This window comes from Pseudomonas sp. HPB0071 (genome assembly GCF_000478505.2).
GTDB classification, from domain to species: Bacteria; Pseudomonadota; Gammaproteobacteria; order Pseudomonadales; family Pseudomonadaceae; genus Chryseomonas; species Chryseomonas luteola.
The window spans coordinates 145,035-165,769 of the sequence record NZ_KI517369.1; the positions used below are offsets into that span (position 1 = coordinate 145,035).

The following is a 20,735-nucleotide window of genomic DNA, read 5'->3' on the forward strand; positions in this document are numbered from 1 at the left end:
TGACCTCAATTAGCGTTATGATTTTCTGACCTAAGCTTGTCCCTGTCTGGTCAGCGGTATTTTCGAATGCAGACAGCAGGTACGTTTCTGGCCGTCACTACTCCATTTCATCCTGATGAGCCAACCTGAAATTGATAAGAGCGTTCTTCGGTAGCTCAGTCAAGCCATCCCTGTAATAGCGCACAACTTATGCTTTATGCGCTTTGCTAGTGCATACGATGCGTTACATCGATGTACTCAAGTATCCGCTACGCGCTAGGTAGCACTGCATCCATGCTGCTTTAAGTTACCTCATGAACACTGGCACAAAGCCTGCTATGTAGAAATTCAAACTTGTATACAAGAACGAATTCAATGAGTGCATATGCTATTAGCCAGCTGACTCGGCGTTACTTAACGGGTGAGACAACCCCTAGTCAAACCGTACGCGCCTTATCTGCTGCAATCCTGGCGGGAGAGCGACCAGAGACATGGATCTATCGCGTCTCGCCCGAGCAGCTCCTGGCACGAGCCTGTGAGCTTGAGCAACAGGCAAGTCGGTTGGGAGAAGCACTTTGGGAAACGCTGCCCCTTTACGGCATCCCCTTTGCGGTAAAAGACAATATTGACGTAGCAGGGCTTCCCACCACGGCCGCCTGTCCCGAGTTCAGCTATGAGGCCCAGAACAATGCCTCTGTCGTGCAGCGTCTGTTAGATGCAGGCGCCATCCTGGTAGGCAAGACCAACCTTGACCAGTTCGCGACAGGCCTGGTGGGCGTCCGTTCGCCCTATGGCATTGTTCGCAACGCAGTTGATGAAGATTATGTATCCGGTGGGTCCAGCTCGGGCTCGGCTGTAGCCGTTGCGCTGGGATACGTCGCGTTTGCCCTGGGGACTGACACGGCTGGCTCTGGACGAGTACCGGCAGGATTCAATGCAATAGTAGGCCTCAAGCCAAGCCTTGGGTTGCTCAGTAGCCGAGGACTGGTACCTGCCTGCCGCAGCATCGATAGTATTTCAATTTTTGCTGCCGATGCGGCCAGTGCCTGGCAGGTCGCAAGGATAGTTGCTCATTATGATCCTGAGGATGCCTTCTCTCGATCAGTGCCGATGCGGCCCATCCAGCGTCGGCAGCGCAGGGTCGCCGTGCCGGACGATCTTGAGTTCTTTGGTGATAACCAGGCGGCAGAAGCCTTTGCCCAGAGTCTTGAGCGGTTGCGCCAGGACCCAAGTGTTACGCTGTCTACGGTTCCTTTCGATGTGTTTACAGAGGCTGCAGCGCTGCTCTACCAAGGGCCTTGGGTCGCCGAAAGGCGCGCTGCGGTAGGGCAGTTGTACACAGATCAGCCAGACGTCATTCATCCTGTGGTAAGAGCCATATTGGCTGAAGCGGGCCGTTTTTCGGCTGTTGATACCTTTAACGCTCTGTATCGTTTGAAAGAGTTAACACGCCAGGCTAAACAACTTTTGGCCGGCATTGATCTACTGCTTGTTCCTACGGCGCCCTGCTTGCCGACCATAGAACAGGTCTTGGCTGATCCATTCCAGAGCAATACCCGCCTGGGTTATTACACCAACTTTGTCAATCTCATGGACATGGCGGCCTTTGCCTTACCCGCTGTGCCTAGGCAGGACGGCTTGCCCGCCGGGATTACATTGATTGGTCCGGCAGGCTCCGATCATTACCTGGCCGAAACGGCCGCAAGCTGGCAGCCCCTCTTTGGTGGTGAAAATCAGAGCGATGAAATAGCCCTGGCCCCCCTGGACAGTACTGAGCCCAGCATTGACGTTGCGGTAGTCGGTGCTCACCTCTGGGGACAGCCGCTTAATTGGCAACTGCTTGAAAGCGGGGCGCGGCGTGTGGCGTGTACCACGACCAGTGTGAATTATCGTCTCTATGCACTAGCCAATACCGAGCCGGCCAAGCCCGGCCTTGTCAGAGTCACCGAGCAAGGCGTCGCCATTGAGCTTGAGGTGTGGGTCATGCCGCTACGCCATTTCGGCGCCTTTGTCGCCGCCATTCCTGCTCCACTAGGCATCGGCTCGGTAGAGCTGGCGGATGGGCGCTGGGTGAAAGGCTTTATCTGCGAGCCGGTAGGTTTGGCCAGCGCAGAAGATATCTCCAAATTCAACGGCTGGCGCGCGTACCGCGCATCGCTTTGATCTCTTTCTATTAAGGATACCGCCATGAACTCATTTGACCGTCGCGACTTCATCAAGCTGGCCGGACTGATCGGTCTTAGTGCCGCGCTGCCCCTCAGCTTGGCCCTGGCCGCAGACAAGCCACTGATTGTTGGCTTCATCTACGTGGGTGCCCGGGACGATTTCGGTTACAACCAGGCGCATGCCCAGGCCGCAGCCATCATCAAGACGCTGCCCAACGTGAAGGTGATCGAAGAGGAGAACGTACCTGAGACCGTCGCGGTACAAAAATCGATGGAGGCAATGATTCGCCAGGACGGTGCCACGCTGATTTTTCCTACCTCCTTTGGCTATTTCGATCCGCATGTCGTCAAGGTCGCCAAGAAGTACCCAGATGTCCGGTTCGCCCATTGCGGCGGGCTCTGGCAGGAAGGCAAGGATCCGGTGAATGCTGGCAGCTTCTTCGGCTATATCGATGAAGGTCAATACCTGAACGGCGTTGTGTCGGGCCATATGAGCCAGTCTAAGAAGCTTGGCTTTGTTGCAGCCAAACCAGTGCCTCAGGTGTTGCGTAACCTTAATGCCTTTACCTTGGGTGCGCGCTCGGTGGACCCAAGCATTACGGTGACGGTGATCTTTACTGGTGATTGGTCGCTACCGGTCAAGGAAGCCGAGGCGACCAACAGTCTTATCGACCAAGGATGCGATGTACTGACCTGTCACGTGGACGGACCCAAGGTCATTGTGGAAACCGCTGAAAAGCGTGGCGCAATGACCTGCGGCTATCATGCCAGTCAGGCAGCCCTGGCGCCGAAGGGCTACCTCACCGGTGCCGAATGGAACTGGGAAACACCTTACCGTGCCCATGTCGAGGCGGCGCAAAGCGGTAAGTCGATGATCAACTTCATGCGCGGCGGCCTCAAGGAAGGCTTCGTAAAGACCTCAGCGTACGGTCCCAAGGTGAGCGAAGCAGCCAAACAGCAAGCCGATGCCATCAAGGCGCAAATGCTCGAAGGAGGATTTGTAATCTTTAAGGGTCCCATCAAGGACAACAGGGGCAACGTCGTGATTGCGGACGGTACCAGTCAACGTCAGACCGATGTCGTGCTCGAGCGCATGAATTATCTGGTCGAAGGCGTCCAGGGTCAGATCTGAGGCTTGTTATATGAGTAGCCTTGATAACAAGGTACGAAGCCTGGTGGCCAAGGCACTGCCTGGCCTGCCCACGCTGCTTGCTGTGCTGTCGTCTTGTGTGCTGTTCCTGTTGTTTCTCGCTGTGCAGAACAAGCCGGCGCTGGAGGCGGGTGCCCTGGTGATTGAAGGCGCGTTCGGCTCTTCCTTCGCCTGGGAAAATACACTCCAGCGAGCTGCGCCCCTGATGCTGACCGCGCTTTGCGTCGCACTGCCGGCCCGGGCCGGGCTGATTATCATCGGCGGGGAAGGGGCGCTGGTACTTGGTGGCCTGGCCGCTGCGGTACTACCGCTGTGGCTGCCGGCGCTGCCCTCCATGCTGATGCTAGCGCTGATGGGGCTGGCGGCCATGCTGGTGGGCGGCCTGTGGATCGGCCTCTCCGGCTGGATGCGTCAGAAGCGTGGTCTCAACGAGACGATTGGCAGCCTGCTGCTTTCCTACATCGGCATTGCACTGTTCCGGCAGTTGGTCGAAGGACCGTTGCGCGATCCGGCCAGTCTGAACAAGCCCTCGACCGTACCGCTCGTTGACACTTATCTCATCGGCACCGTCAGCGACGCCTTCGCGGTGCATTGGGGGCTTGTGGCGGGTGTTATCGCCTGCCTGTTGGCTTACATCCTGTTGCGCCACAGCGTCAGCGGATTCTCATTAGGCATCGTGGGCGGCAATGTTCGAACTGCTCGTATGCTTGGCCTGTCGGTTGACCGCCTGGTCTTGATGACCTGCCTGCTGGGTGGCGCGGCCGCGGGTCTGGCAGGTATGTTCGAGGTTGCGGCCGTACAGGGTAGCGCGAACGCCGCGCTGATCGCCGGTTATGGCACTAGTGGCATCCTGGTTGCCTTTGCCGCCCGGCATAACCCAGTTGCGATCATCGTGTGCGCAACACTGTTGGGTGGTGTGGAAGCGAGCGGCAGCCTGCTACAGCGCCGCCTGGATCTGCCCGATGCGACCACGCTGATTCTCGAGGGCATTCTGTTTACTAACTTGCTGGCCTGGGAAGCCTTGAGCAAACGCATCACGGGTTGGCGCCTGCGACTGCTTGAGAAATCGGCGTCCTCGGCCGCAGGAGTGCCCAGCCATGGCTAATATTGATTGGCTGACATTCTTTCTGGCTCTGCTGGCAGGTGCCGTCCGGGTAGGAACGCCCTTTCTGTTCGTCAGCCTAGGTGAATGCCTGACCGAAAAAGGCGGGCGTATCAACCTGGGTCTGGAAGGGATTCTGGTGGCCGGCGCCATGACTGGTTATGCCGTGTCCTATCTCTCTGGCTCACCCTGGCTGGGCGTACTGGCAGCCGGCAGTACCGGTCTGGCCCTGGGACTCCTGCACGGCATCGTCTGCTCGCTGCCCAAAGTCAACGATATCGCCTTTGGTATCGCCCTCATTCTGCTCGGAACGGGCCTTGCCTTCTTTCTTGGCAAAGCCTTCATCCAACCGCAAGCGCCCATGCTGCCTTCGTTTTCGCTGGGGCAGTGGAGTGCCGATGAACGGGTGCGCTCGACGCTCAATATCAACGTGCTATTTTTCTTGGGCGTTGCCCTCGCCATCTTGCTGCACTGGGGGCTGCGCAGTACACGCTGGGGCCTGATGCTGCGCCTGGTCGGTGATCATGTAGAGTCGGCCCAAGCACTTGGCTACCGCCCAATCAAGGTACGCATCTGGGCAACGTCCATAGGCGGCTTTCTTGCGGGCGTCGGCGGGGCCTATCTGTCACTGTACTACCCGGGAAGCTGGAACGAGGGGCTCTCTAGTGGCCAGGGACTGATGGCCGTTGCCCTGGTGATCTTTGCCCGCTGGCGACCCCTGAACTGCCTGTGGGCCTCGTTGCTATTTGGTGCTGCCGGTGCCATCGGCCCCGCCCTGCAGGCGGTGGGTATCAGTACAGGGTATTACCTGTTTGCCGCCGCACCCTATGCCCTGACGCTGCTAGTGATGTTTATCACCTGCCAACCTAACCGCACCCTGACTGGCGCCCCTGGCGAACTCAGTCTCACCCGATAGAGGTTAATACTCATGTCCAGTGGACTTGGTGGTTTGAATAAGTCGCCTAATGGCGTCGTGATCGGTCTGGCTCAACTGTCGCTGCCGGATCCGCATACCCGCGAAGCGCTGTGGGAGCAGACCCAAAGGGTCGTGGAAATGGTCGGCAAGGCGCGACGCGGCATGCCTAGCATGGATCTGATCGTCTTCCCGGAGTACTCCCTGCACGGGCTGTCCATGGATACCTCGCCCGAAATCCTGTGCTCTCTAGATGGTCCGGAAGTGGCCGCGCTGCGCCAGGCCTGCGTAGACAATAGGATCTGGGGCTGCTTTTCCATCATGGAGGCCAATCCCAAGGGCAATCCGTTCAACAGTGGAATCATTGTCGACGACACCGGTGAGATCCGCCTGTATTACCGCAAGATGCATCCGTGGGTGCCGGTTGAACCCTGGGAGCCGGGCGACCAGGGAATTCCTGTCTGTGAAGGTCCCCGTGGCAGCAAACTGGCACTGATCATCTGTCACGACGGCATGTTCCCAGAAATGGCTCGCGAGTGCGCCTATAAGGGGGCCGAAATCATGATCCGGACTGCCGGTTATACCGCACCGATTCGCCATGCCTGGCAGATTACCAATCAGGCGAATGCCTTCTGCAACTTAATGCAAACCGCCAGTGTGTGCATGTGCGGCTCCGATGGCACATTCGATTCGATGGGCGAAGCCATGTTCGTCGATTTTGACGGCGGCATCATGAACCAGGGCGGTGGGCGCGCCGACGAGATCGTCTGCTGCGAAATGCGTCCGGACCTGGTGCGTGAAGCGCGCCTGCACTGGGGTGTGGAAAACAACATCTATCAGTTTGGCCACCGCGGCTATTCTGCCGTCAAGGGTGGCGCGCAGGATTGCCCCTACACCTATATGCATGACCTGGCGGCGGGCCGTTACCGGCTGCCCTGGGAGAGTGAAGTCATCCACACCGATGGGACCTCCTGCGGGCTTCCCGCCCCGGAACGCCTGTTCACCCCCTCTACCCAGGAATGATCCGATGAATCTACGTCATCTCGCCTCAGCGCCTTATCCCTGGCCCTATAACGGTCGGCTCGACCCGGCCAACACCGCCTTGGTGATCATCGACATGCAAACTGACTTCTGTGGTGTCGGCGGCTATGTCGATACCATGGGGTATGACCTTTCGCTGACCCGCGCACCGATTGAACCCATAAAGCGCGTCCTCGAGGTCATGCGGGCACAGGGATTTCCTATCATCCATACCCGTGAAGGCCACCGCCCCGATCTGGCCGATTTGCCCGCCAACAAGCGCTGGCGGTCGCAGCGTATCGGTGCCGGCATTGGCGATGACGGACCCTGTGGACGCATTCTGGTACGCGGCGAGCCGGGATGGGAGATCATTCCGGAGCTGGCACCGCTGCCAGGCGAGATCATCATCGACAAGCCCGGCAAGGGATCCTTCTATGCGACGGATCTTGAGCTCGTCTTGCGTAACCACGGAATCGACAACTTGGTTCTTACGGGGATCACGACCGATGTCTGTGTCCATACCACCATGCGCGAGGGTAACGACCGTGGCTTCGAGTGCATCCTCCTCGAGGACTGCTGCGGTGCAACGGATCACGGCAACCATTTGGCAGCGCTTAACATGGTTAAGATGCAGGGCGGGGTCTTTGGCGCTGTCGGCAATTCGTCGATGCTACTCGATGTGCTGGGACGGGCCTGATCCATGCGTGCCCTGAGCATGGAAATTATCGGTGCCGGCAAATCCTTTGGCAGCTTTCGCGCCCTAGCGGACGTATCGCTTAAGGTTAGGGCGGGAAGCGTGCATGCCCTACTGGGCGAAAACGGCGCCGGTAAGAGCACCCTGGTCAAGGGAATTGTCGGTTACGGTCCGCTCGATGAGGGCGCGATTGTCGTGAACGACCGAGAGCGGCAGATCCGCACGCCCAGAGACGCCCATGCGCTGGGGATTGGGATGGTCTACCAGCACTTTACCGTGGCGCCGGGACTCAGCGTCGCGGAGAACCTGGTGATGTCACGGGGCGATCTGGATTGGCGTATCGACTGGTCCCAGGAGCGTGAGCGGCTCGCAGTCTTCATGGCGCGTATGCCGTTCCGGCTCGATCTGGACCGTCCCGTTAGCAGCCTGGCTGCCGGCGAAAAACAGAAGCTCGAAATTCTCAAGCAGCTGTATTTGGAACGGCACTTTATCATTCTCGATGAGCCGACATCAGTGCTGACGCCACAGGAGGCCGATGAGGTACTGGGGCTCATGCATGACATGGCGCACCGGGGCGAGATCTCGGTGTTGATGATTACTCATAAATTTCGTGAAGTAACCGCCTTTGCCGATGACGTGACGGTGCTGCGAAAAGGCCGCCTGGTCGGTAGCATAGCGGTAGCGGCAACGTTACCTGAGTCGCTGGCGATATGGATGATGGGTGAGGCGGATACCCGTACGGTTGCGCTTGAGCGACCTGCCGTAGCAAACAGCGCTCCGCGATTGGAGGTTCAAAAGCTTGAGGTGCCGGGCGACAAGGGTACACTTGCGGTCAGCGGGCTTTCGCTGGCCGTACGGCCGGGAGAAATCGTAGGAATCGCGGGGATTTCCGGCAATGGTCAACGTGAGCTTACTGAAGCCTTGCTCGGTCAGCGCAAGGCCAGCGGGGGTGAAGTCCGCGTAAACGGTAATCCCTATCGTGCTAGCCGCCGCGAGATGCAGCACATGCACGTTTACAGTCTGCCGGAAGAGCCGCTGCGCAATGCGTGCATTGCCAACATGAGCGTTGCGGAGAATCTGGCCCTGCGCAACTTTGACCAAGCGCCACTGTGCCGTCAGGGCTGGCGCATCGACCGCCGAGCGATTCGTACACAGGCCAAGGCTCTTATCGAGCGCTTCCAGGTACGTCCAGCTGATCCCGAACGCCCCATCGGTACGCTTTCTGGTGGTAATGTTCAGCGCGCCGTACTCGCCCGCGAACTGACCGAGGGTGTATCGGTACTGATCGTATCTAATCCGGTTTTTGGGCTGGATTTCGCCTCGGCTGCCTTGATTCACAGACGGATCGTCGAGGCCCGAAATGCAGGCGCGGCGGTCCTGCTGTTAAGCGAGGACCTGGATGAACTACTTGAGCTGTCTGATCGCATCCTGGTGATGCACGACGGGCATATTGGGTTCGAGACTGATATAGGCCAGGTAGACAGGACCGTACTGGGACACTACATGGCCGGCGGCAATGCCCAGACGGAGGCTATATGATTCGGGTTACTGCTAATCCTAATGATTTCAGCTTCGAGCCGGCCAGTACCGCGCTGGTCATAATCGACATGCAGCGTGACTTTATCGAGCAGGGTGGTTTTGGTGCTGCGCTGGGCAATGACGTGACGCCACTGAAAGCGATCGTTCCGGCTGTTCGGCGCCTGCTCGAACTGGCTCGTCAACAGGGCATGTTGGCTATCCATACTCGAGAGTCACATCTTCCAGACTTGTCCGATTGCCCGGATGCCAAATACGCACACGGCCTGCCAGGCTTGCGTATTGGCGATCCAGGTCCGATGGGGCGTATTTTGGTACGTGGCGAACCCGGAAACCAGATCGTTGCCGATGTCGCACCGGCCGAAGGCGAGTGGGTGATCGATAAACCCGGCAAGGGCATGTTTTACGCGACCGGCCTGCATGAACGTCTTCAGGCACGTGGCATCAGCCATCTGCTATTTGCCGGTGTTACCACTGAAGTGTGTGTTCAAACCAGCATGCGTGAGGCCAATGACCGCGGGTATCGCTGCCTGTTGATTGAAGAGGCGACAGAAAGCTATTTCCCCGCATTCAAGCGATCCACGCTGGAAATGATCGTCGCTCAGGGGGGCATTGTCGGCCGTACTGCACATCTGACGGCCCTGGAGGCCGCTCTGCAAGAGGATAGACCATGACTTCGGTTTCCGTAATCAACCTCCCTAGCGTAGTGGCTTCGGTGACGGCTGCCTTCAAAGACTATGAACGTGCGCTGGTCGCCAATGAACTGGAAACGCTTGATGCGTATTTCTGGGAGTCCCCATATACCGTGCGCTTCGGCGTTGCCGAAAATCTTTATGGCAGTCAGGCTATTGCCGACTACCGGCGGGTCTGCCAACCGGTAGGGCCAGGCAGACGCTTGTATAATACCGTCATCACAACCTTTGGTGAGAACTGCGCTACGGTCAGCACCGAATTCAGTGATGGCGTTACCTTGCGTGTGGGGCGCCAGATGCAAACATGGATGCGGCTCGACGGAGCCTGGAAGGTCGTAGCAGCCCACGTCAGTATTTATCTAGGTACATTGGAATCCCGCGGATAGCTTATGACCCAGTTCCAAAGTAACGCACTGGCTGAGCAGATCTATATCAGAATCAAGCAGGAGATTTTTGATTTCTATCTGCTCCCTCATGATCGCTTCACTGAGACTCAGCTAGCCGAGCGCTATCAGGTGTCGCGAACACCGGTACGCGACGCTCTCTATAGGCTCCAGCGTGAAGGGTATCTTGATGTAGAGTTTCGTCGTGGCTGGATGGTCAAGCCATTGGATTTTACTCGTATCGATGAGCTGTATGATCTGCGTATCGTGCTGGAGTCCGCGGCAGTAGAGCGCCTTTGCAGCCTGCCTGATTTAACGGAGTTACTGGAAGATCTCTGGCAGGTATGGACTGTCCCGGTAGACAGACGTCAGTCTGACATGCAGACAGTGGCTGGACTTGATGAAGCCTTTCACAATGGCTTGGTTGCGGCAGCCGGCAACCGTGAAATGCTGCGATTACACCGAGAGGTCACGGAACATATACGCATCGTTCGCCGTCTGGACTTCACTCAGCGTGCCCGCATTGAAGAGACTTACAATGAGCACGCCAGTATTCTTAGGGTACTGCTCTCCCGTAAACGGGATGAAGCGTTGCGAATGCTGCGCGCGCATATCGAGCAGAGCAAGATTGAGGTCCGCAAGTTGAGTCTTTCGATGCTTGCAGAGGCACGGCGTCGATACGACAATCCATCCGCCGCGCTTGCAAAATAAAGCACAGACATAGAGGTGTCATGCTCTCACCTCCTGCTAGCCTCTGCTGTATGCTTCATAGCGCCGACCAAAGTAACGAAAGACGAGTTAGTACGCTGTTTCTACTGCTTTCCTTGACATCCATCGCCTCTGGCCCCGCCTTTACGGTGTCAGAGCCTTTAATTCACGTGGGACGGGGTAATGATGCCCGTTAAAAGTCAGCGTATATCGGTGCTGGGTGGTTTTCTCATCCTGAGGCATACACGTATCTGATGTGCCCATGACTTCACGATAGGTAGAGATGCGTTGAGTCGCAGCCAATGAATGTAGCCCATGTGATGTTGCGCTTCCCAAGGCAAGCGTAGCGGCCGATTCCTCATATCTTCCCTGACAAACAGTGTCTGTTTCGCCAGAAAGTGATTCAACCAACAGATCCTCCAATACAGGCTCAAGTCCGCTTTTTCCTGCGATATAAAGTGTCAGGGATGTCTCTGAAAAGGGATACCCACCTGAGTTGTTATGGCGGCCAATTCTCAAGCCAAAGGCGAGCACGCCATCGTTGAGCTTATAGGGTGCTGTATCAAATGTGAGCTTGCCAACCTGGATAGCATCGTAGGCGAGACGACTCTCCTCCAGGCGACGGGCAATTACCCTGGACGTGGCCGTGTCCACTAGCAGGAGTTCTAGATCTTCACTACCAACCTTATAGTCGCCATCGCGATTTAGCCCCGCGGCAACAAGGGTAATCCCGGGCCGGGCTGGCCATACCTTGCAGGTTGAAAGCTCAAGATCGGCCTTGTGGCTAGGTCCATAGACGTGCTTAAGGATCTCGCTTATCGAGCAGTCCTGAGCCAGGGCGGCAGGTGAGAGGAGCAGGGTCAGGGCAGCGGCCATCCAGGCACGTGGCATAAAAAATCCTTTTTGATGGTATCGGGTACGGTGATCACGCCTCTGGCACCAGGGGCCTTGGGCAGACAGGAGGCCTAGTAACAGGCGCAGCCGTCTTAGCCTTCAATCAGCTCTTCGCGAATGATAGAGATGTCCTGCGGCGCCTCGATCAGGACGCGGGCTTTCCGTTCTGGGCATGGGTAATCGAGAGCATGATGCCCTCATGGCGCAGGGCATCAAGCACCTGGGCTTCATCACACTCGGGGTCAAGCAGAAGAATGATATTTTCGCCTTCCTGGCGAGTTAGAACGAGTCCCATGCTGGCTTCCTTGCTGGGGTATTGAGAAACGCGGTGGTGATATCCTGGCAGCGCCTGTAGACAGGATGAGCTATCCCGACAATCCGGCGCCGCCGTACCGCATACTCGATATAGCATACGAGGTCTTAAGCAGAGACAACAACAGGATTTTCCTGAAGGCTCTGTAAGCCCTTGGCTACTGCTGCGGGCTTCGGAGCGCTCCCATAGAAAAAGCCCCGCTGGGCGGGGCTTTTCGGACAGCACAAAGATCAGCTGTTCACGGCATCCTTCAGGCCCTTGCCGGGCTTGAAGGTGGGATTCTTGCTGGCTGCGATATCGATTTCCTGTCCGGTCTGCGGGTTGCGTCCCTTGCGCGCCGCACGTTCGCTGACCTGAAAGGTGCCAAACCCCACCAGCGCCACCGTCTCGCCCTTGGCCAGCTCGCCGCTGATTACCTCAACCAGTGAGTTCAGGGCTTTTTCTGCCGTGGCCTTGTTCAGGTCTGCCTTTTCGGAGATGGCCTGGATCAGTTCGGATTTGTTCATTTGTGTACCGTAAAGATAAGAAACGGGCCCCCATGATAGCCTGAGCGCAGGACATGTACTAATCCGCTCTAGGCTGGGGCTTATAGATAGCCGCGCTCGGCCAGTGAGACACAGCCCTCGGTTGCCACGACAACGTGATCTAGTATCCGGACACCGACCAGGGCCAGTGCACGGTTTAGCTCATCGGTAAGGTCGTAGTCGCACTCGCTGGGCTCGGGATCACCTGAGGGATGGTTATGCACGAGAATCACGGCTGCGGCGTTGTGCACAAGCGCTGCTTTGACAACCTCCCTGGGCGGCACCGCGACATGGTCAATCGTCCCGGTAAACAGCTTGCGGTAGGCGATTGAACGATGCCGGCTGTCCAGGAAAACTACGGCAAACACCTCGTGCTCATAGTCAGCCAACAGGGTTTGCAGATAAGGGAAAACCTCTCGGGTCCCGGTGAAGGGCAACCCCCGACAGAAGCGCCGACGCGCCAGAGCTCTGGCCATCTGCAGGATATCCTGCTCGGTAACAGGCCCGTCAATAACATACGTCCCGTGCGTCTCACCGGCTTTGAACTTTTGATGAGTATTCATAGGTGTGAAGCGCCTCGATCAGTCGCAGGTAATACATCCAGCGTCTCAGGGGAATCGCATTATGCAAGAGACCAGCCGTCGGGCAATGAGAGATGGCCATGCTCAAATGGTGATCTGGCGGAGACGAGTAGACAGGGCAGCAAAAGAGTGGAGTGCTCAAACGCTATTTAAAAGCCCCATGCAAATGAGCTGCTTTCACCTCAGCGGTCATGCATCGTCCGAGTGCTCTATCCCAAGGGTTTGAAAGTCTTTCTTTTTGTCGTTAGTCTGCCTTGCCTGGTGATGCATTCGCCTCTACAAGAGCGAAAAAACGAATCAAAGGCTGATCCCTTGCGCCTGTCTGGCGCTACTCGCAATATGGGCTTTGCTGCAGAGCATACGCCCAACCAAGAGCCTGCGACGCGTTACCTACCCAGTGCAGACTGGCTTGGTCATTGTCGCCAGGTTGCTCAACTCTGGAGAGACGTTGCCGAGATTCGGGACAACGGTCTGGGAGAAGACCTGACCCGGCAATTTGTTGTAGGGCTCACATTTGATAACAAGCCTGAAGTACAACGAATCAGCGCCTGGTCAGTTCCCGTCGTATTTCATGAGCAGGCTGATTTGTCACCCACTCAGGTGGAAGAGGTCAGATACAGGGAATGTCTGGCTTCTTCTCTAGAATTACATAAAAAGCCCTAGCCGGCAGGTCAGGTCTTTACTCGCCGGACGCCTGTAGGTCTCGATCAGCGCCAGCAGGTATGTATCGAAGCGCCGGAGTTGGTTGCAAGTTCTCAGCATGCGCGACCATTCGGCATGGCCACCCTCGCTTAACGATACCGCTCCAAGCTCTAACAGATAGTCCATAAAGGACAAAGGCGCTGCGCTGTGAGAGATACGGTCAAGGGTATGGTCCCGCTCAAGTGAGAGAAGCAGCTCAATGCTTTCTTCATTAATCGAGAGTTTGTCGCAAGTCATAAGCTCGGTCAAAAGCTAGCACTTGCTGGCTCTCCCAGGCCGCTCCGCTTATCGGTAATCCAGCGGCAACGACTTAAGAAATTAACCCAATGGCCGATGCATCAGATGACAAGCACCAAAAGTGCAGGCTGAAAAACGAATTTTATCGTACGGAGTGTATTCATGGACGAATTGGAGCTGCCCTTTGTCGACCGAGACGCTGAGGTACTTAGGGTAAGTAACGAGCCGGAACCTATACCGACGATAAAAATCCAGCATACCATCGTGTCAAAGCTGAACCTCGCTGACTACCAAAACGCTATACCCGTCATTCGAGAGCTTAAGATTATCAATGAGACGCAGCAGCGGTACCACGAACTCGTGTTGTCACTGTCTTCTTCGCCAGAAATCTTTAAGCCTACGACTTGGCATATCGACTCGCTTTCTCCTAACACTCATCAACAGATCGTTGGACTTGACTTAGCGCTTGATGGTGCCCTGCTAGCGCGTCTAGTCGAATCAGAGAAGGCTACGCTGACCTTCACGTTGAAAGCTGCGGAAGAAGAAATCACCAGTATAGACGCTGTACTTGAGCTCTTGCCGCGGATGCAGTGGGGTGGGCTGTCACATATCCCTGATATGACTGCAGCGTTCGTGCAGCCTAATGATCTGGCCGTAGAACGGCTGTTGAGAAAGGCAGCTGATGTTCTGCGTAAAAGTGGCAAGAGTCCAGCACTGGATGGGTATGCCGGTGGGGCCAAGCGTGCATGGGAGATTGCTTCGTCGATCTGGGGCGCTATGGCAGGTATGAAGATTGTCTACAGTCTACCTCCAGCCAGTTTTGAGCAGTACGGCCAAAAGGTAAGAAGCCCTAGTCATATTACCGACACTGGACTCGCTACCTGTTTCGACCTTGCTTTGTTTTTCTGCGCCGCGCTCGAGCAGGCGGGCCTGAACCCTGTATTGGTCTTTACCCAAGGGCACGCCTTTGCAGGCCTGTGGCTAAAGGCGGAAGAGTTCTCTACGACGCTCATTGATGATGTCACGGCGCTTCGTAAGCGCTTGAAGCTCAGCGAGTTGGTGCTTTTCGAGACAACCCTAATTACCCAGTCCTCCATCCCACCTTTTAGCTACGCCGTCGAACGGGGAGCCGCGCAAGTAGCTGAGGAGGAGGAGCACACGTTCGAAATGGTACTTGATATCCGCCGAGCGCGCCTACAGCGCATCAAGCCCATGGCTAGTGCTGAGGCTCAAAACATTAACGTAGATGTAGCCGATGCTAGACATGGAGCTGAACTGCTGGTCGAAGATGCTCCTTCGTTACCCGAGGAACTAGAAAAGGTCGAGATCGAGGATTTGTCCAAACTCGACCCTAAGGACCGATTAGGGCGGTGGCAGCGCAAGCTGTTGGATCTGTCGCTACGTAACAACTTGCTCAACTTCAAGGCTGGTAAACGTGCGCTCAAGCTAGAAGCACCCGATCCGGCTGCACTGGAGGACGTATTGTCGGCCGGGCAGGCGCTCAAAATGCTGCCACGGCCCGATTTTATGGACGGTGCTGATCCCCGCGAGCGCGCTTTGTACGAGCAGCGTGAGCGTCAAGACGTGCGACGGGCACATGCCCTCGACGGATTAAAGCGCAAAGAAGTATTCATTGGGCTTCCAGGACCGGAAATGGATGCGCGCCTGACCGAGCTCTATCGTGGCGCACGGTCAGCGATGCAGGAGGGAGGCGCTAATACCCTATTTTTGGCAATCGGCTTTCTGAGCTGGACGCCTGAAGAGCGTGCAGGTAAGAAGTATCGGGCTCCGCTTGTACTTGTCCCAGTACGCCTTGAGCGGCGTAGCGCTCGATCTGGATTCACCCTTCATTTGCATGACGATGAGCCTCGCTTCAACCCGACACTCATCGAAATGTTGCTAGAGGACTTTGAGCTAGGGCTGGGTAGCTTGGAACATGAGCTTCCTCGGGATGAGTCCGGTCTTAACATCACGCTTATTTGGAAGACGGTGGCCAATCTAATTAAGGATGTGGCGGGCTGGGAGGTAAGCGAGGAAATTTATCTTTCGACGTTTTCCTTTGCCAAATTTCTCATGTGGAAGGACCTTTCCCAGCACGCTGACCATTTGCGTGACAGCGCGGTTGTTCAACATCTGTTGGATACGCCACGGGATGCTTTCGCTTCGGACGTGGCCTTCCCAGATGCTAAGCGGCTTGATGCCGACTATGGTCCGGACGAGGTCTTCTGCCCGCTTCCTTCGGACTCCTCGCAGCTGGCAGCTGTTATGGCAGCTTCCAAAGGCAAAAACTTTGTTCTAATCGGCCCGCCTGGTACCGGCAAGAGTCAAACGATTGCAAACCTGATTGCGCAGTCCATTGCCCAGGGCAAGCGAGTGTTGTTCGTTTCCGAAAAGATTGCAGCTCTGGATGTCGTTTATCGTAGGCTTAGGGAAATCGGGTTGGGCGAGTTTTGCTTGGAGGTCCATTCCAGCAAGGCAAGTAAGACTGATGTACTGGCGCAGCTGCAAACCGCTTGGGAGGCAAAGGGGCAGACCGATCCCGCTCTATGGCGAGCGGAGGCGGAGCGCCTCAAAGCGCTGCGTGACAGCCTTAACCTCTATGTTGATTGCTTGCACAAGCAATACCCCAATGGCTTATCTATCTTCACAGCAATCGGTATCGTGACCTCAAATCGAGATCTCAGTCCGATCGCTTTAGCTTGGGCTTCGCCTCATTATCACAGCCGGGTTGAAATGTTGGCGCTTGAGGATCTGGCTAACCGGTTAGAGGTAAATGCTGACGCCGTCGGCTATACCGCGCTGAGGGAGCATGCGTTACTTGGTGTAAATCAGGTGGACTGGTCACCAAAGTGGCAGGCAGAGTTTGTGCAAGTTTCGCGCGGTATGATTCCACTCGCACAAACTTTGCAGCGTGCAGTCGATCGTTTCCTTGAGATTACTCGACTTCCGCGGATGACACTCACTCTGCGCGGTCTCGAGAACCTGGCAATCCTGTCCTCTGTGCTGCTTCAGGCTGCTGGGCATGATTGGCGCTTTGTACTACGGCCAGATATTCGCACTCTTACCATGCGGCTCGGTGAAGGTTGCGAATTGCTGAGTCAGCATCAGGCACTGACAGCTCGACTGAGCGCGCCATGGCCTCCATTATTGCTTGGCAAGACGGAAGAGGCTCTGGCGCTACTTCTTCGTCGTCGCGCGCTTACGGCAGAATTTGGTCCGACTTGGTCAGCCGAGGTGCTAGAAGGACTCAGCCAAGCCATCGTTTTGTTGGAACGCTTGGCTGAGCTACAGCGACAACTAACTGTTAGCTATACCGAGGCAGTGGAAACGCTGGATGTTCATCAATTGCTGGAGCACTGGCGTAGAGCTGAGCAATCATTCTGGCCGAAGTCCTTTTTCGGTATGCGTAAAATTCGGGAAACACTGGGTAAGGCAGCCGATAGTCACGCAGCTGTAGAAGTGGCTAAGGATCTGCAGACCTGGATCGATATTCGTGCCGTACGCAAGCAAATCGACGACCTCATCTTATGCGAGCAAGTCGGTCAAGGTTGGCAAGGCTGGCGTTCCAATCCGGCTCATTTGTTTGCCGCCATTCGCTTGCAGCAAACTATTGAACTGCAGAAGGCAGACGCTGTTTGGACGGACTCTGGCTTTGAACCTATCGAGCAGGGAACGTTAGGAGAAGCGCTAAGGACAGACCTGGTTCGGCTACGCGAGATCGCGCAAATGACCCGCGAGCTTGAAAGCTTCCAGGATCTAAGAATCGCTACCGACGGGTTATGGAGTGGTTTGGCCAATGTAGTCGACCCGGTAAAAGCCGCGTTGTCCTTTCAGCGCGCTCGTGCAGCCATCAATGCCCAAGGAACACTGTCAGAGGATCATGAGCTCGTTGCCGCTGGCCACTGTGGTCAGGCCATGCAGCAGGATTGTTTGTTGCTCAAGCAGCGTGCAAGCGTCGAGCGTAGCTTGAGCGAGCTTGATGATCTTCGCGATATGGTACCGGGTCTGTGGCAGGGGCTTCGCACCCGCCAGGAAACCGTCCGGCAGGCTATAGCGTTTCAGGCAGCTCTGGCAGGCACGATAGCTCGACTGGCGACGCAACCGGAGGAGCTGGTTGCCTGCAAAGCAGCGCTAGGTGTGTTGCTGGGTGATGGCAACGCCTTGCTTGAGCCTCAAGGATCCGTGGCGTTCGCCGGCGAAGCGCTGCGCGAGGCATTGGAGGCACTTAATCAACAGCATGGGGTCATGCGGACTGTAGGCCATTTCTCAGCTGAGGTTTCGGCGCTGAATGATCCGACCCTGGATTGTCTGCTTGAGCGGTGCGAAGGGTTGATTCGTTCGGAGCCGCGGCTTAGGGCCTGGTGTGCTTGGCAAAAAGTGCGAGACGAGGCCGCCGCCGTAGGTCTCCTGCCCTTGGTCACCGCCCTAGAAGAGCAACAGATAGCGCCAGGCACCACGCTGTTAGCACTAACGGTCAACTATGCCCGCTGGTGGCTCAATGCAGTAGTGGATCAAGAACCGGCAATCCGAACATTTGTAAGCGTCGAGCATGAGCAACGCATCCGTGACTTCCGTGCACTTGATGATCGCTTCACGGCTCTGACGCGTGACTGGCTACGTGCGCGGCTATGCAGTGACCTACCCAGTCAGGAGTCGGTTACTCGTAATTCCGACTGGGGAATACTGCGCCATGAGATGGGTAAGAAATCTCGCCATATGCCGCTTCGCGAGCTTATGTCTAAAGCTCCTGATGCTCTAGCTAAGTTGACGCCGTGCCTGTTAATGAGTCCGCTGTCCATTGCCCAGTATTTGGCGCCAAGTGCGACACCGTTCGATATTGTTGTATTCGACGAAGCCTCACAGATTCCCGTGTGGGATGCCATCGGTGCCATGGCACGCGGAAGGCAGGTCGTAATGGTGGGCGATCCGAAGCAGCTGCCGCCTACCTCTTTCTTTGACCGTGCCGAATCCAGTGTTGAAGACGACGACGTGGAGGCTGATCTCGAGAGTATCTTAGATGAATGCATCAGCGCGAATCTGCCAACCCGTAATTTACGTTGGCACTACCGCAGCCGGCACGAGAGTCTGATTGCATTCTCCAACCAGCGTTACTACGAATCGAAGCTGATCACTTTCCCTTCGCCGTTTACCGCAGATACGGCCGTACGGCTCTGCAAAGTTGACGGTGTCTATGAAAAAGGCATTTCGCGCACTAATCCTATAGAAGCACGGGCCGTAGTAGATGATCTGGTCGCCAGGCTCAAAGCGCCAGGTTTTCATGAAAGCGGTCAAACTATTGGCGTGGTGACCTTTAATGGTGAGCAACAGCGCTTGATCGAGGATCTGCTCGATAAGGCTCGTGCTACCGATCCGCTATTGGAAGTATTCTTCGCCGAAAGCCAACTTGAGCCGTTGTTTGTTAAGAATTTAGAAAGTGTGCAGGGGGATGAGCGAGACATTATTTACTTCTCAACAACCTATGCCAAAGACCAGGCCGGGGTGATGTCAATGAACTTTGGGCCGCTGAACCGGCAGGGCGGCGAGCGGAGGTTGAACGTTGCCGTGACCCGTGCACGGCAGGAACTACTGGTCTTTTCTAGCCTGCGGCCCGAGCTTATCGACCTAACGCGGACCCAGTCGGTTGGGGTACGCGATCTAAAGCATTTTCTTGAATTTGCTGAGCGCGGTCCGCGAGCCCTAGCAGAGGCGGTCAGCGGAAGTGTCGGCGGCTTTGATAGTCCCTTTGAACAGGCTGTTGCGGCCGCGCTGAACAAGAAAGGCTGGCAGGTACATACGCAGGTCGGGGTGTCGGGCTTCCGGATCGATCTGGGTGTTGTCGACCCTGACGCCCCTGGCCGCTATCTTGCCGGCGTAGAGTGCGATGGCGCTACTTATCATCGAAGTGCGACGGCGCGTGACCGCGACAAGCTACGCGAGCAGGTGCTTCGCGGTTTAGGGTGGGAGATTCTGCGGATCTGGTCGACCGACTGGTGGATCGATGCTCAAGAAACTGCCAACCGTGTCCATAGCCGACTCACCGCCTTGCTCGAAGTATCGAGAGCCAAGCGTCGAGATCAGGAAGCTAAGGAACAGGCTGCCCGCATTGCGGCTACTAGAGAAGCGGATGCACTTGCTGCCTCGGATAATATACAAAGAGAGGAGGGGGCCCTGTCGCCCGAAGCCGAAGCGGAGGTGCCTAAGGCGGTAGAAGATGCTGTGTCACCAGCGCTCTATGCGCGAGCAGTCGATCTACATAGTCAATCCGGTCGCGTGGAGCAGGGAGTTTGTAGAGATAAGCAGATATATGCTGAGTCTAATCCTGAGGTGATACCAGGAATTGATCCTGCCGCCTTCCTAGACGCTGGGTATGATCCAACGCTTGAGCAGCTGGTGGCCTATGTAATTGCCGCAGAAGGGCCGGTACTCGATCAGACGCTGGCGCGACGTATCGCTCGCGCTCATGGGTGGACAAGGACCGGAGCACGGATTCGGGATCGAGTGCTGGAAGTGGCACGGCGGCACCACCGTAGCCACGAAGAGCCAGCAGGTGAGTTTTTCTGGCCTGATAATATGCCAACCAATGATCTTGTCGTATCCCGAAGGGCCTGCCCGGAAACTAGCGGGCGGCCAGTGGACGAAATATGTCTGGATGAGCTGATGGCGCTTGCTAGAGAGCTGATGGCGGATGGGGCGATAGGTGGGGAGGAATTGCTTTGCACCATGGCATACGAATTAGGTCTGCAAAAGCTCAGCGCAGCTAATCGTTTGCGCTTGTCGCATGCCATAGAGGCAGTAATAAGTAGTTCCGGAAAGAAATCACTCTGATCGGAATAATAGGAATACTGTCAGAGCACAAGGTGCCTGACAGTATTATCCATTTGCTCCTCGATATACCAATAAGCTTAAACGTGTGGGATGCCAGCCTGGCTCGATCCTCGCGATAAGGGCCAGCACATCACTGCGCCAGTGAGCGTTCAGATAGCTGGAAGGCTACCTCATTTTGAGAGAAGGCAAAGGCGTCTTGAGTGAGAGGGAAGGCAGTCATCGTGGGCTCCTGGCTGTGTCCGATAACCCCACCTTGCCCTACAAATCCGCTGATGCAAGTCCACTCAGGCCAATAAATATGGCTATGAAAAAGCAGC

17 protein-coding genes are annotated in these 20,735 nt (G+C 56.2%); 12 read left to right on the forward strand and 5 right to left on the reverse strand.

All coding sequences use genetic code 11. The features are described 5' to 3' along the window. The first annotated feature begins 354 nt into the window (after positions 1 to 354). The 10 genes from atzF to HMPREF1487_RS23525 are packed head-to-tail and all read left to right on the forward strand — an operon-like array spanning position 355 to position 10,345. Positions 355 to 2,142, forward strand: coding sequence for an allophanate hydrolase (gene atzF / locus HMPREF1487_RS23480; protein ID WP_010799268.1), 1,788 nt, complete (start codon positions 355 to 357; stop codon positions 2,140 to 2,142). Between the two features lie 24 nt (positions 2,143 to 2,166). Beyond that, positions 2,167 to 3,276 (forward strand): BMP family ABC transporter substrate-binding protein, encoded by a 1,110-nt coding sequence (locus HMPREF1487_RS23485; protein WP_010799269.1) that lies wholly within the window; start codon positions 2,167 to 2,169, stop codon positions 3,274 to 3,276. A gap of 10 nt (positions 3,277 to 3,286) precedes the next feature. Next, complete coding sequence (locus HMPREF1487_RS23490) at positions 3,287 to 4,399, forward strand: ABC transporter permease (protein ID WP_010799270.1); 1,113 nt, start codon at positions 3,287 to 3,289, stop codon at positions 4,397 to 4,399. Further along, positions 4,392 to 5,312, forward strand: a complete 921-nt coding sequence (locus tag HMPREF1487_RS23495; RefSeq protein WP_010799271.1) for an ABC transporter permease — start codon at positions 4,392 to 4,394, stop codon at positions 5,310 to 5,312. Before HMPREF1487_RS23490 ends, HMPREF1487_RS23495 begins: the two co-directional genes overlap by 8 nt. Positions 5,313 to 5,324: 12 nt before the next feature. Beyond that, entirely contained in the window at positions 5,325 to 6,332 is a 1,008-nt protein-coding gene (locus tag HMPREF1487_RS23500) for a formamidase (protein ID WP_010799272.1), read from the forward strand. A gap of 4 nt (positions 6,333 to 6,336) precedes the next feature. Further along, complete coding sequence (locus HMPREF1487_RS23505; protein ID WP_010799273.1) at positions 6,337 to 7,026, forward strand: biuret amidohydrolase; 690 nt, start codon at positions 6,337 to 6,339, stop codon at positions 7,024 to 7,026. A 3-nt stretch (positions 7,027 to 7,029) separates the two neighbouring features. After that, positions 7,030 to 8,562 (forward strand): ABC transporter ATP-binding protein, encoded by a 1,533-nt coding sequence (locus HMPREF1487_RS23510; protein WP_010799274.1) that lies wholly within the window; start codon positions 7,030 to 7,032, stop codon positions 8,560 to 8,562. After that, entirely contained in the window at positions 8,559 to 9,233 is a 675-nt protein-coding gene (locus HMPREF1487_RS23515; protein ID WP_010799275.1) for a cysteine hydrolase family protein, read from the forward strand. The genes HMPREF1487_RS23510 and HMPREF1487_RS23515 overlap by 4 nt, the downstream gene beginning before the upstream one ends. Continuing rightward, on the forward strand, positions 9,230 to 9,637 hold the full coding sequence (gene hpxZ, locus HMPREF1487_RS23520; RefSeq protein WP_010799276.1) for an oxalurate catabolism protein HpxZ: 408 nt from the start codon (positions 9,230 to 9,232) through the stop codon (positions 9,635 to 9,637). Before HMPREF1487_RS23515 ends, hpxZ begins: the two co-directional genes overlap by 4 nt. Positions 9,638 to 9,640: 3 nt before the next feature. After that, on the forward strand, positions 9,641 to 10,345 hold the full coding sequence (locus HMPREF1487_RS23525; RefSeq protein WP_010799277.1) for a GntR family transcriptional regulator: 705 nt from the start codon (positions 9,641 to 9,643) through the stop codon (positions 10,343 to 10,345). A 141-nt stretch (positions 10,346 to 10,486) separates the two neighbouring features. On the opposite strand, the gene HMPREF1487_RS26465 is transcribed toward HMPREF1487_RS23525, so the two are convergent. The 4 genes from HMPREF1487_RS26465 to HMPREF1487_RS23540 all read right to left on the reverse strand — a co-directional run bounded on the left by HMPREF1487_RS26465 (position 10,487) and on the right by HMPREF1487_RS23540 (position 12,636). Continuing rightward, a complete protein-coding gene (locus HMPREF1487_RS26465) occupies positions 10,487 to 11,233 on the reverse strand; it encodes a PA3715 family protein (protein ID WP_010799279.1) in 747 nt (248 codons plus the stop codon). A 148-nt stretch (positions 11,234 to 11,381) separates the two neighbouring features. Further along, a complete protein-coding gene (locus HMPREF1487_RS27505) occupies positions 11,382 to 11,531 on the reverse strand; it encodes a hypothetical protein (RefSeq protein ID WP_010799280.1) in 150 nt (49 codons plus the stop codon). A 248-nt stretch (positions 11,532 to 11,779) separates the two neighbouring features. Then, entirely contained in the window at positions 11,780 to 12,055 is a 276-nt protein-coding gene (locus HMPREF1487_RS23535; protein ID WP_010799281.1) for an HU family DNA-binding protein, read from the reverse strand. 80 nt (positions 12,056 to 12,135) lie between these two features. Next, positions 12,136 to 12,636, reverse strand: coding sequence for a JAB domain-containing protein (locus HMPREF1487_RS23540; protein WP_010799282.1), 501 nt, complete (start codon positions 12,634 to 12,636; stop codon positions 12,136 to 12,138). 330 nt (positions 12,637 to 12,966) lie between these two features. On the opposite strand from HMPREF1487_RS23540, the gene HMPREF1487_RS23545 reads away from it, so the two are divergent. After that, positions 12,967 to 13,317, forward strand: coding sequence for a hypothetical protein (locus HMPREF1487_RS23545; RefSeq protein ID WP_154982413.1), 351 nt, complete (start codon positions 12,967 to 12,969; stop codon positions 13,315 to 13,317). Here HMPREF1487_RS23545 and HMPREF1487_RS23550 read toward each other — a convergent pair. Beyond that, the gene (locus HMPREF1487_RS23550) at positions 13,300 to 13,593 is read right to left on the reverse strand and encodes a hypothetical protein (protein WP_010799284.1); all 294 of its coding nucleotides are present in this window, start codon (positions 13,591 to 13,593) and stop codon (positions 13,300 to 13,302) included. The genes HMPREF1487_RS23545 and HMPREF1487_RS23550 overlap by 18 nt on opposite strands. Positions 13,594 to 13,755: 162 nt before the next feature. Between HMPREF1487_RS23550 and HMPREF1487_RS23555 the strand changes: the two genes are divergently transcribed. Further along, the gene (locus HMPREF1487_RS23555) at positions 13,756 to 20,418 is read left to right on the forward strand and encodes a DUF3320 domain-containing protein (protein WP_010799285.1); all 6,663 of its coding nucleotides are present in this window, start codon (positions 13,756 to 13,758) and stop codon (positions 20,416 to 20,418) included. Positions 20,419 to 20,735: the final 317 nt, after the last annotated feature.

Excerpts from the sequence above, each read along its gene's own strand:
- atzF (WP_010799268.1), top strand. The coding sequence starts at position 355 with ATGAGTGCATATGCTATTAGCCAGCTGACTCGGCGTTACTTAACGGGT.
- HMPREF1487_RS23485 (WP_010799269.1), top strand. The coding sequence starts at position 2,167 with ATGAACTCATTTGACCGTCGCGACTTCATCAAGCTGGCCGGACTGATC.
- HMPREF1487_RS23490 (WP_010799270.1), top strand. The coding sequence starts at position 3,287 with ATGAGTAGCCTTGATAACAAGGTACGAAGCCTGGTGGCCAAGGCACTG.
- HMPREF1487_RS23495 (WP_010799271.1), top strand. The coding sequence starts at position 4,392 with ATGGCTAATATTGATTGGCTGACATTCTTTCTGGCTCTGCTGGCAGGT.
- HMPREF1487_RS23500 (WP_010799272.1), top strand. The coding sequence starts at position 5,325 with ATGTCCAGTGGACTTGGTGGTTTGAATAAGTCGCCTAATGGCGTCGTG.
- HMPREF1487_RS23505 (WP_010799273.1), top strand. The coding sequence starts at position 6,337 with ATGAATCTACGTCATCTCGCCTCAGCGCCTTATCCCTGGCCCTATAAC.
- HMPREF1487_RS23510 (WP_010799274.1), top strand. The coding sequence starts at position 7,030 with ATGCGTGCCCTGAGCATGGAAATTATCGGTGCCGGCAAATCCTTTGGC.
- HMPREF1487_RS23515 (WP_010799275.1), top strand. The coding sequence starts at position 8,559 with ATGATTCGGGTTACTGCTAATCCTAATGATTTCAGCTTCGAGCCGGCC.
- hpxZ (WP_010799276.1), top strand. The coding sequence starts at position 9,230 with ATGACTTCGGTTTCCGTAATCAACCTCCCTAGCGTAGTGGCTTCGGTG.
- HMPREF1487_RS23525 (WP_010799277.1), top strand. The coding sequence starts at position 9,641 with ATGACCCAGTTCCAAAGTAACGCACTGGCTGAGCAGATCTATATCAGA.
- HMPREF1487_RS26465 (WP_010799279.1), bottom strand. The coding sequence starts at position 11,233 with ATGCCACGTGCCTGGATGGCCGCTGCCCTGACCCTGCTCCTCTCACCT.
- HMPREF1487_RS27505 (WP_010799280.1), bottom strand. The coding sequence starts at position 11,531 with ATGGGACTCGTTCTAACTCGCCAGGAAGGCGAAAATATCATTCTTCTG.
- HMPREF1487_RS23535 (WP_010799281.1), bottom strand. The coding sequence starts at position 12,055 with ATGAACAAATCCGAACTGATCCAGGCCATCTCCGAAAAGGCAGACCTG.
- HMPREF1487_RS23540 (WP_010799282.1), bottom strand. The coding sequence starts at position 12,636 with ATGAATACTCATCAAAAGTTCAAAGCCGGTGAGACGCACGGGACGTAT.
- HMPREF1487_RS23550 (WP_010799284.1), bottom strand. The coding sequence starts at position 13,593 with ATGACTTGCGACAAACTCTCGATTAATGAAGAAAGCATTGAGCTGCTT.
- HMPREF1487_RS23555 (WP_010799285.1), top strand. The coding sequence starts at position 13,756 with ATGGACGAATTGGAGCTGCCCTTTGTCGACCGAGACGCTGAGGTACTT.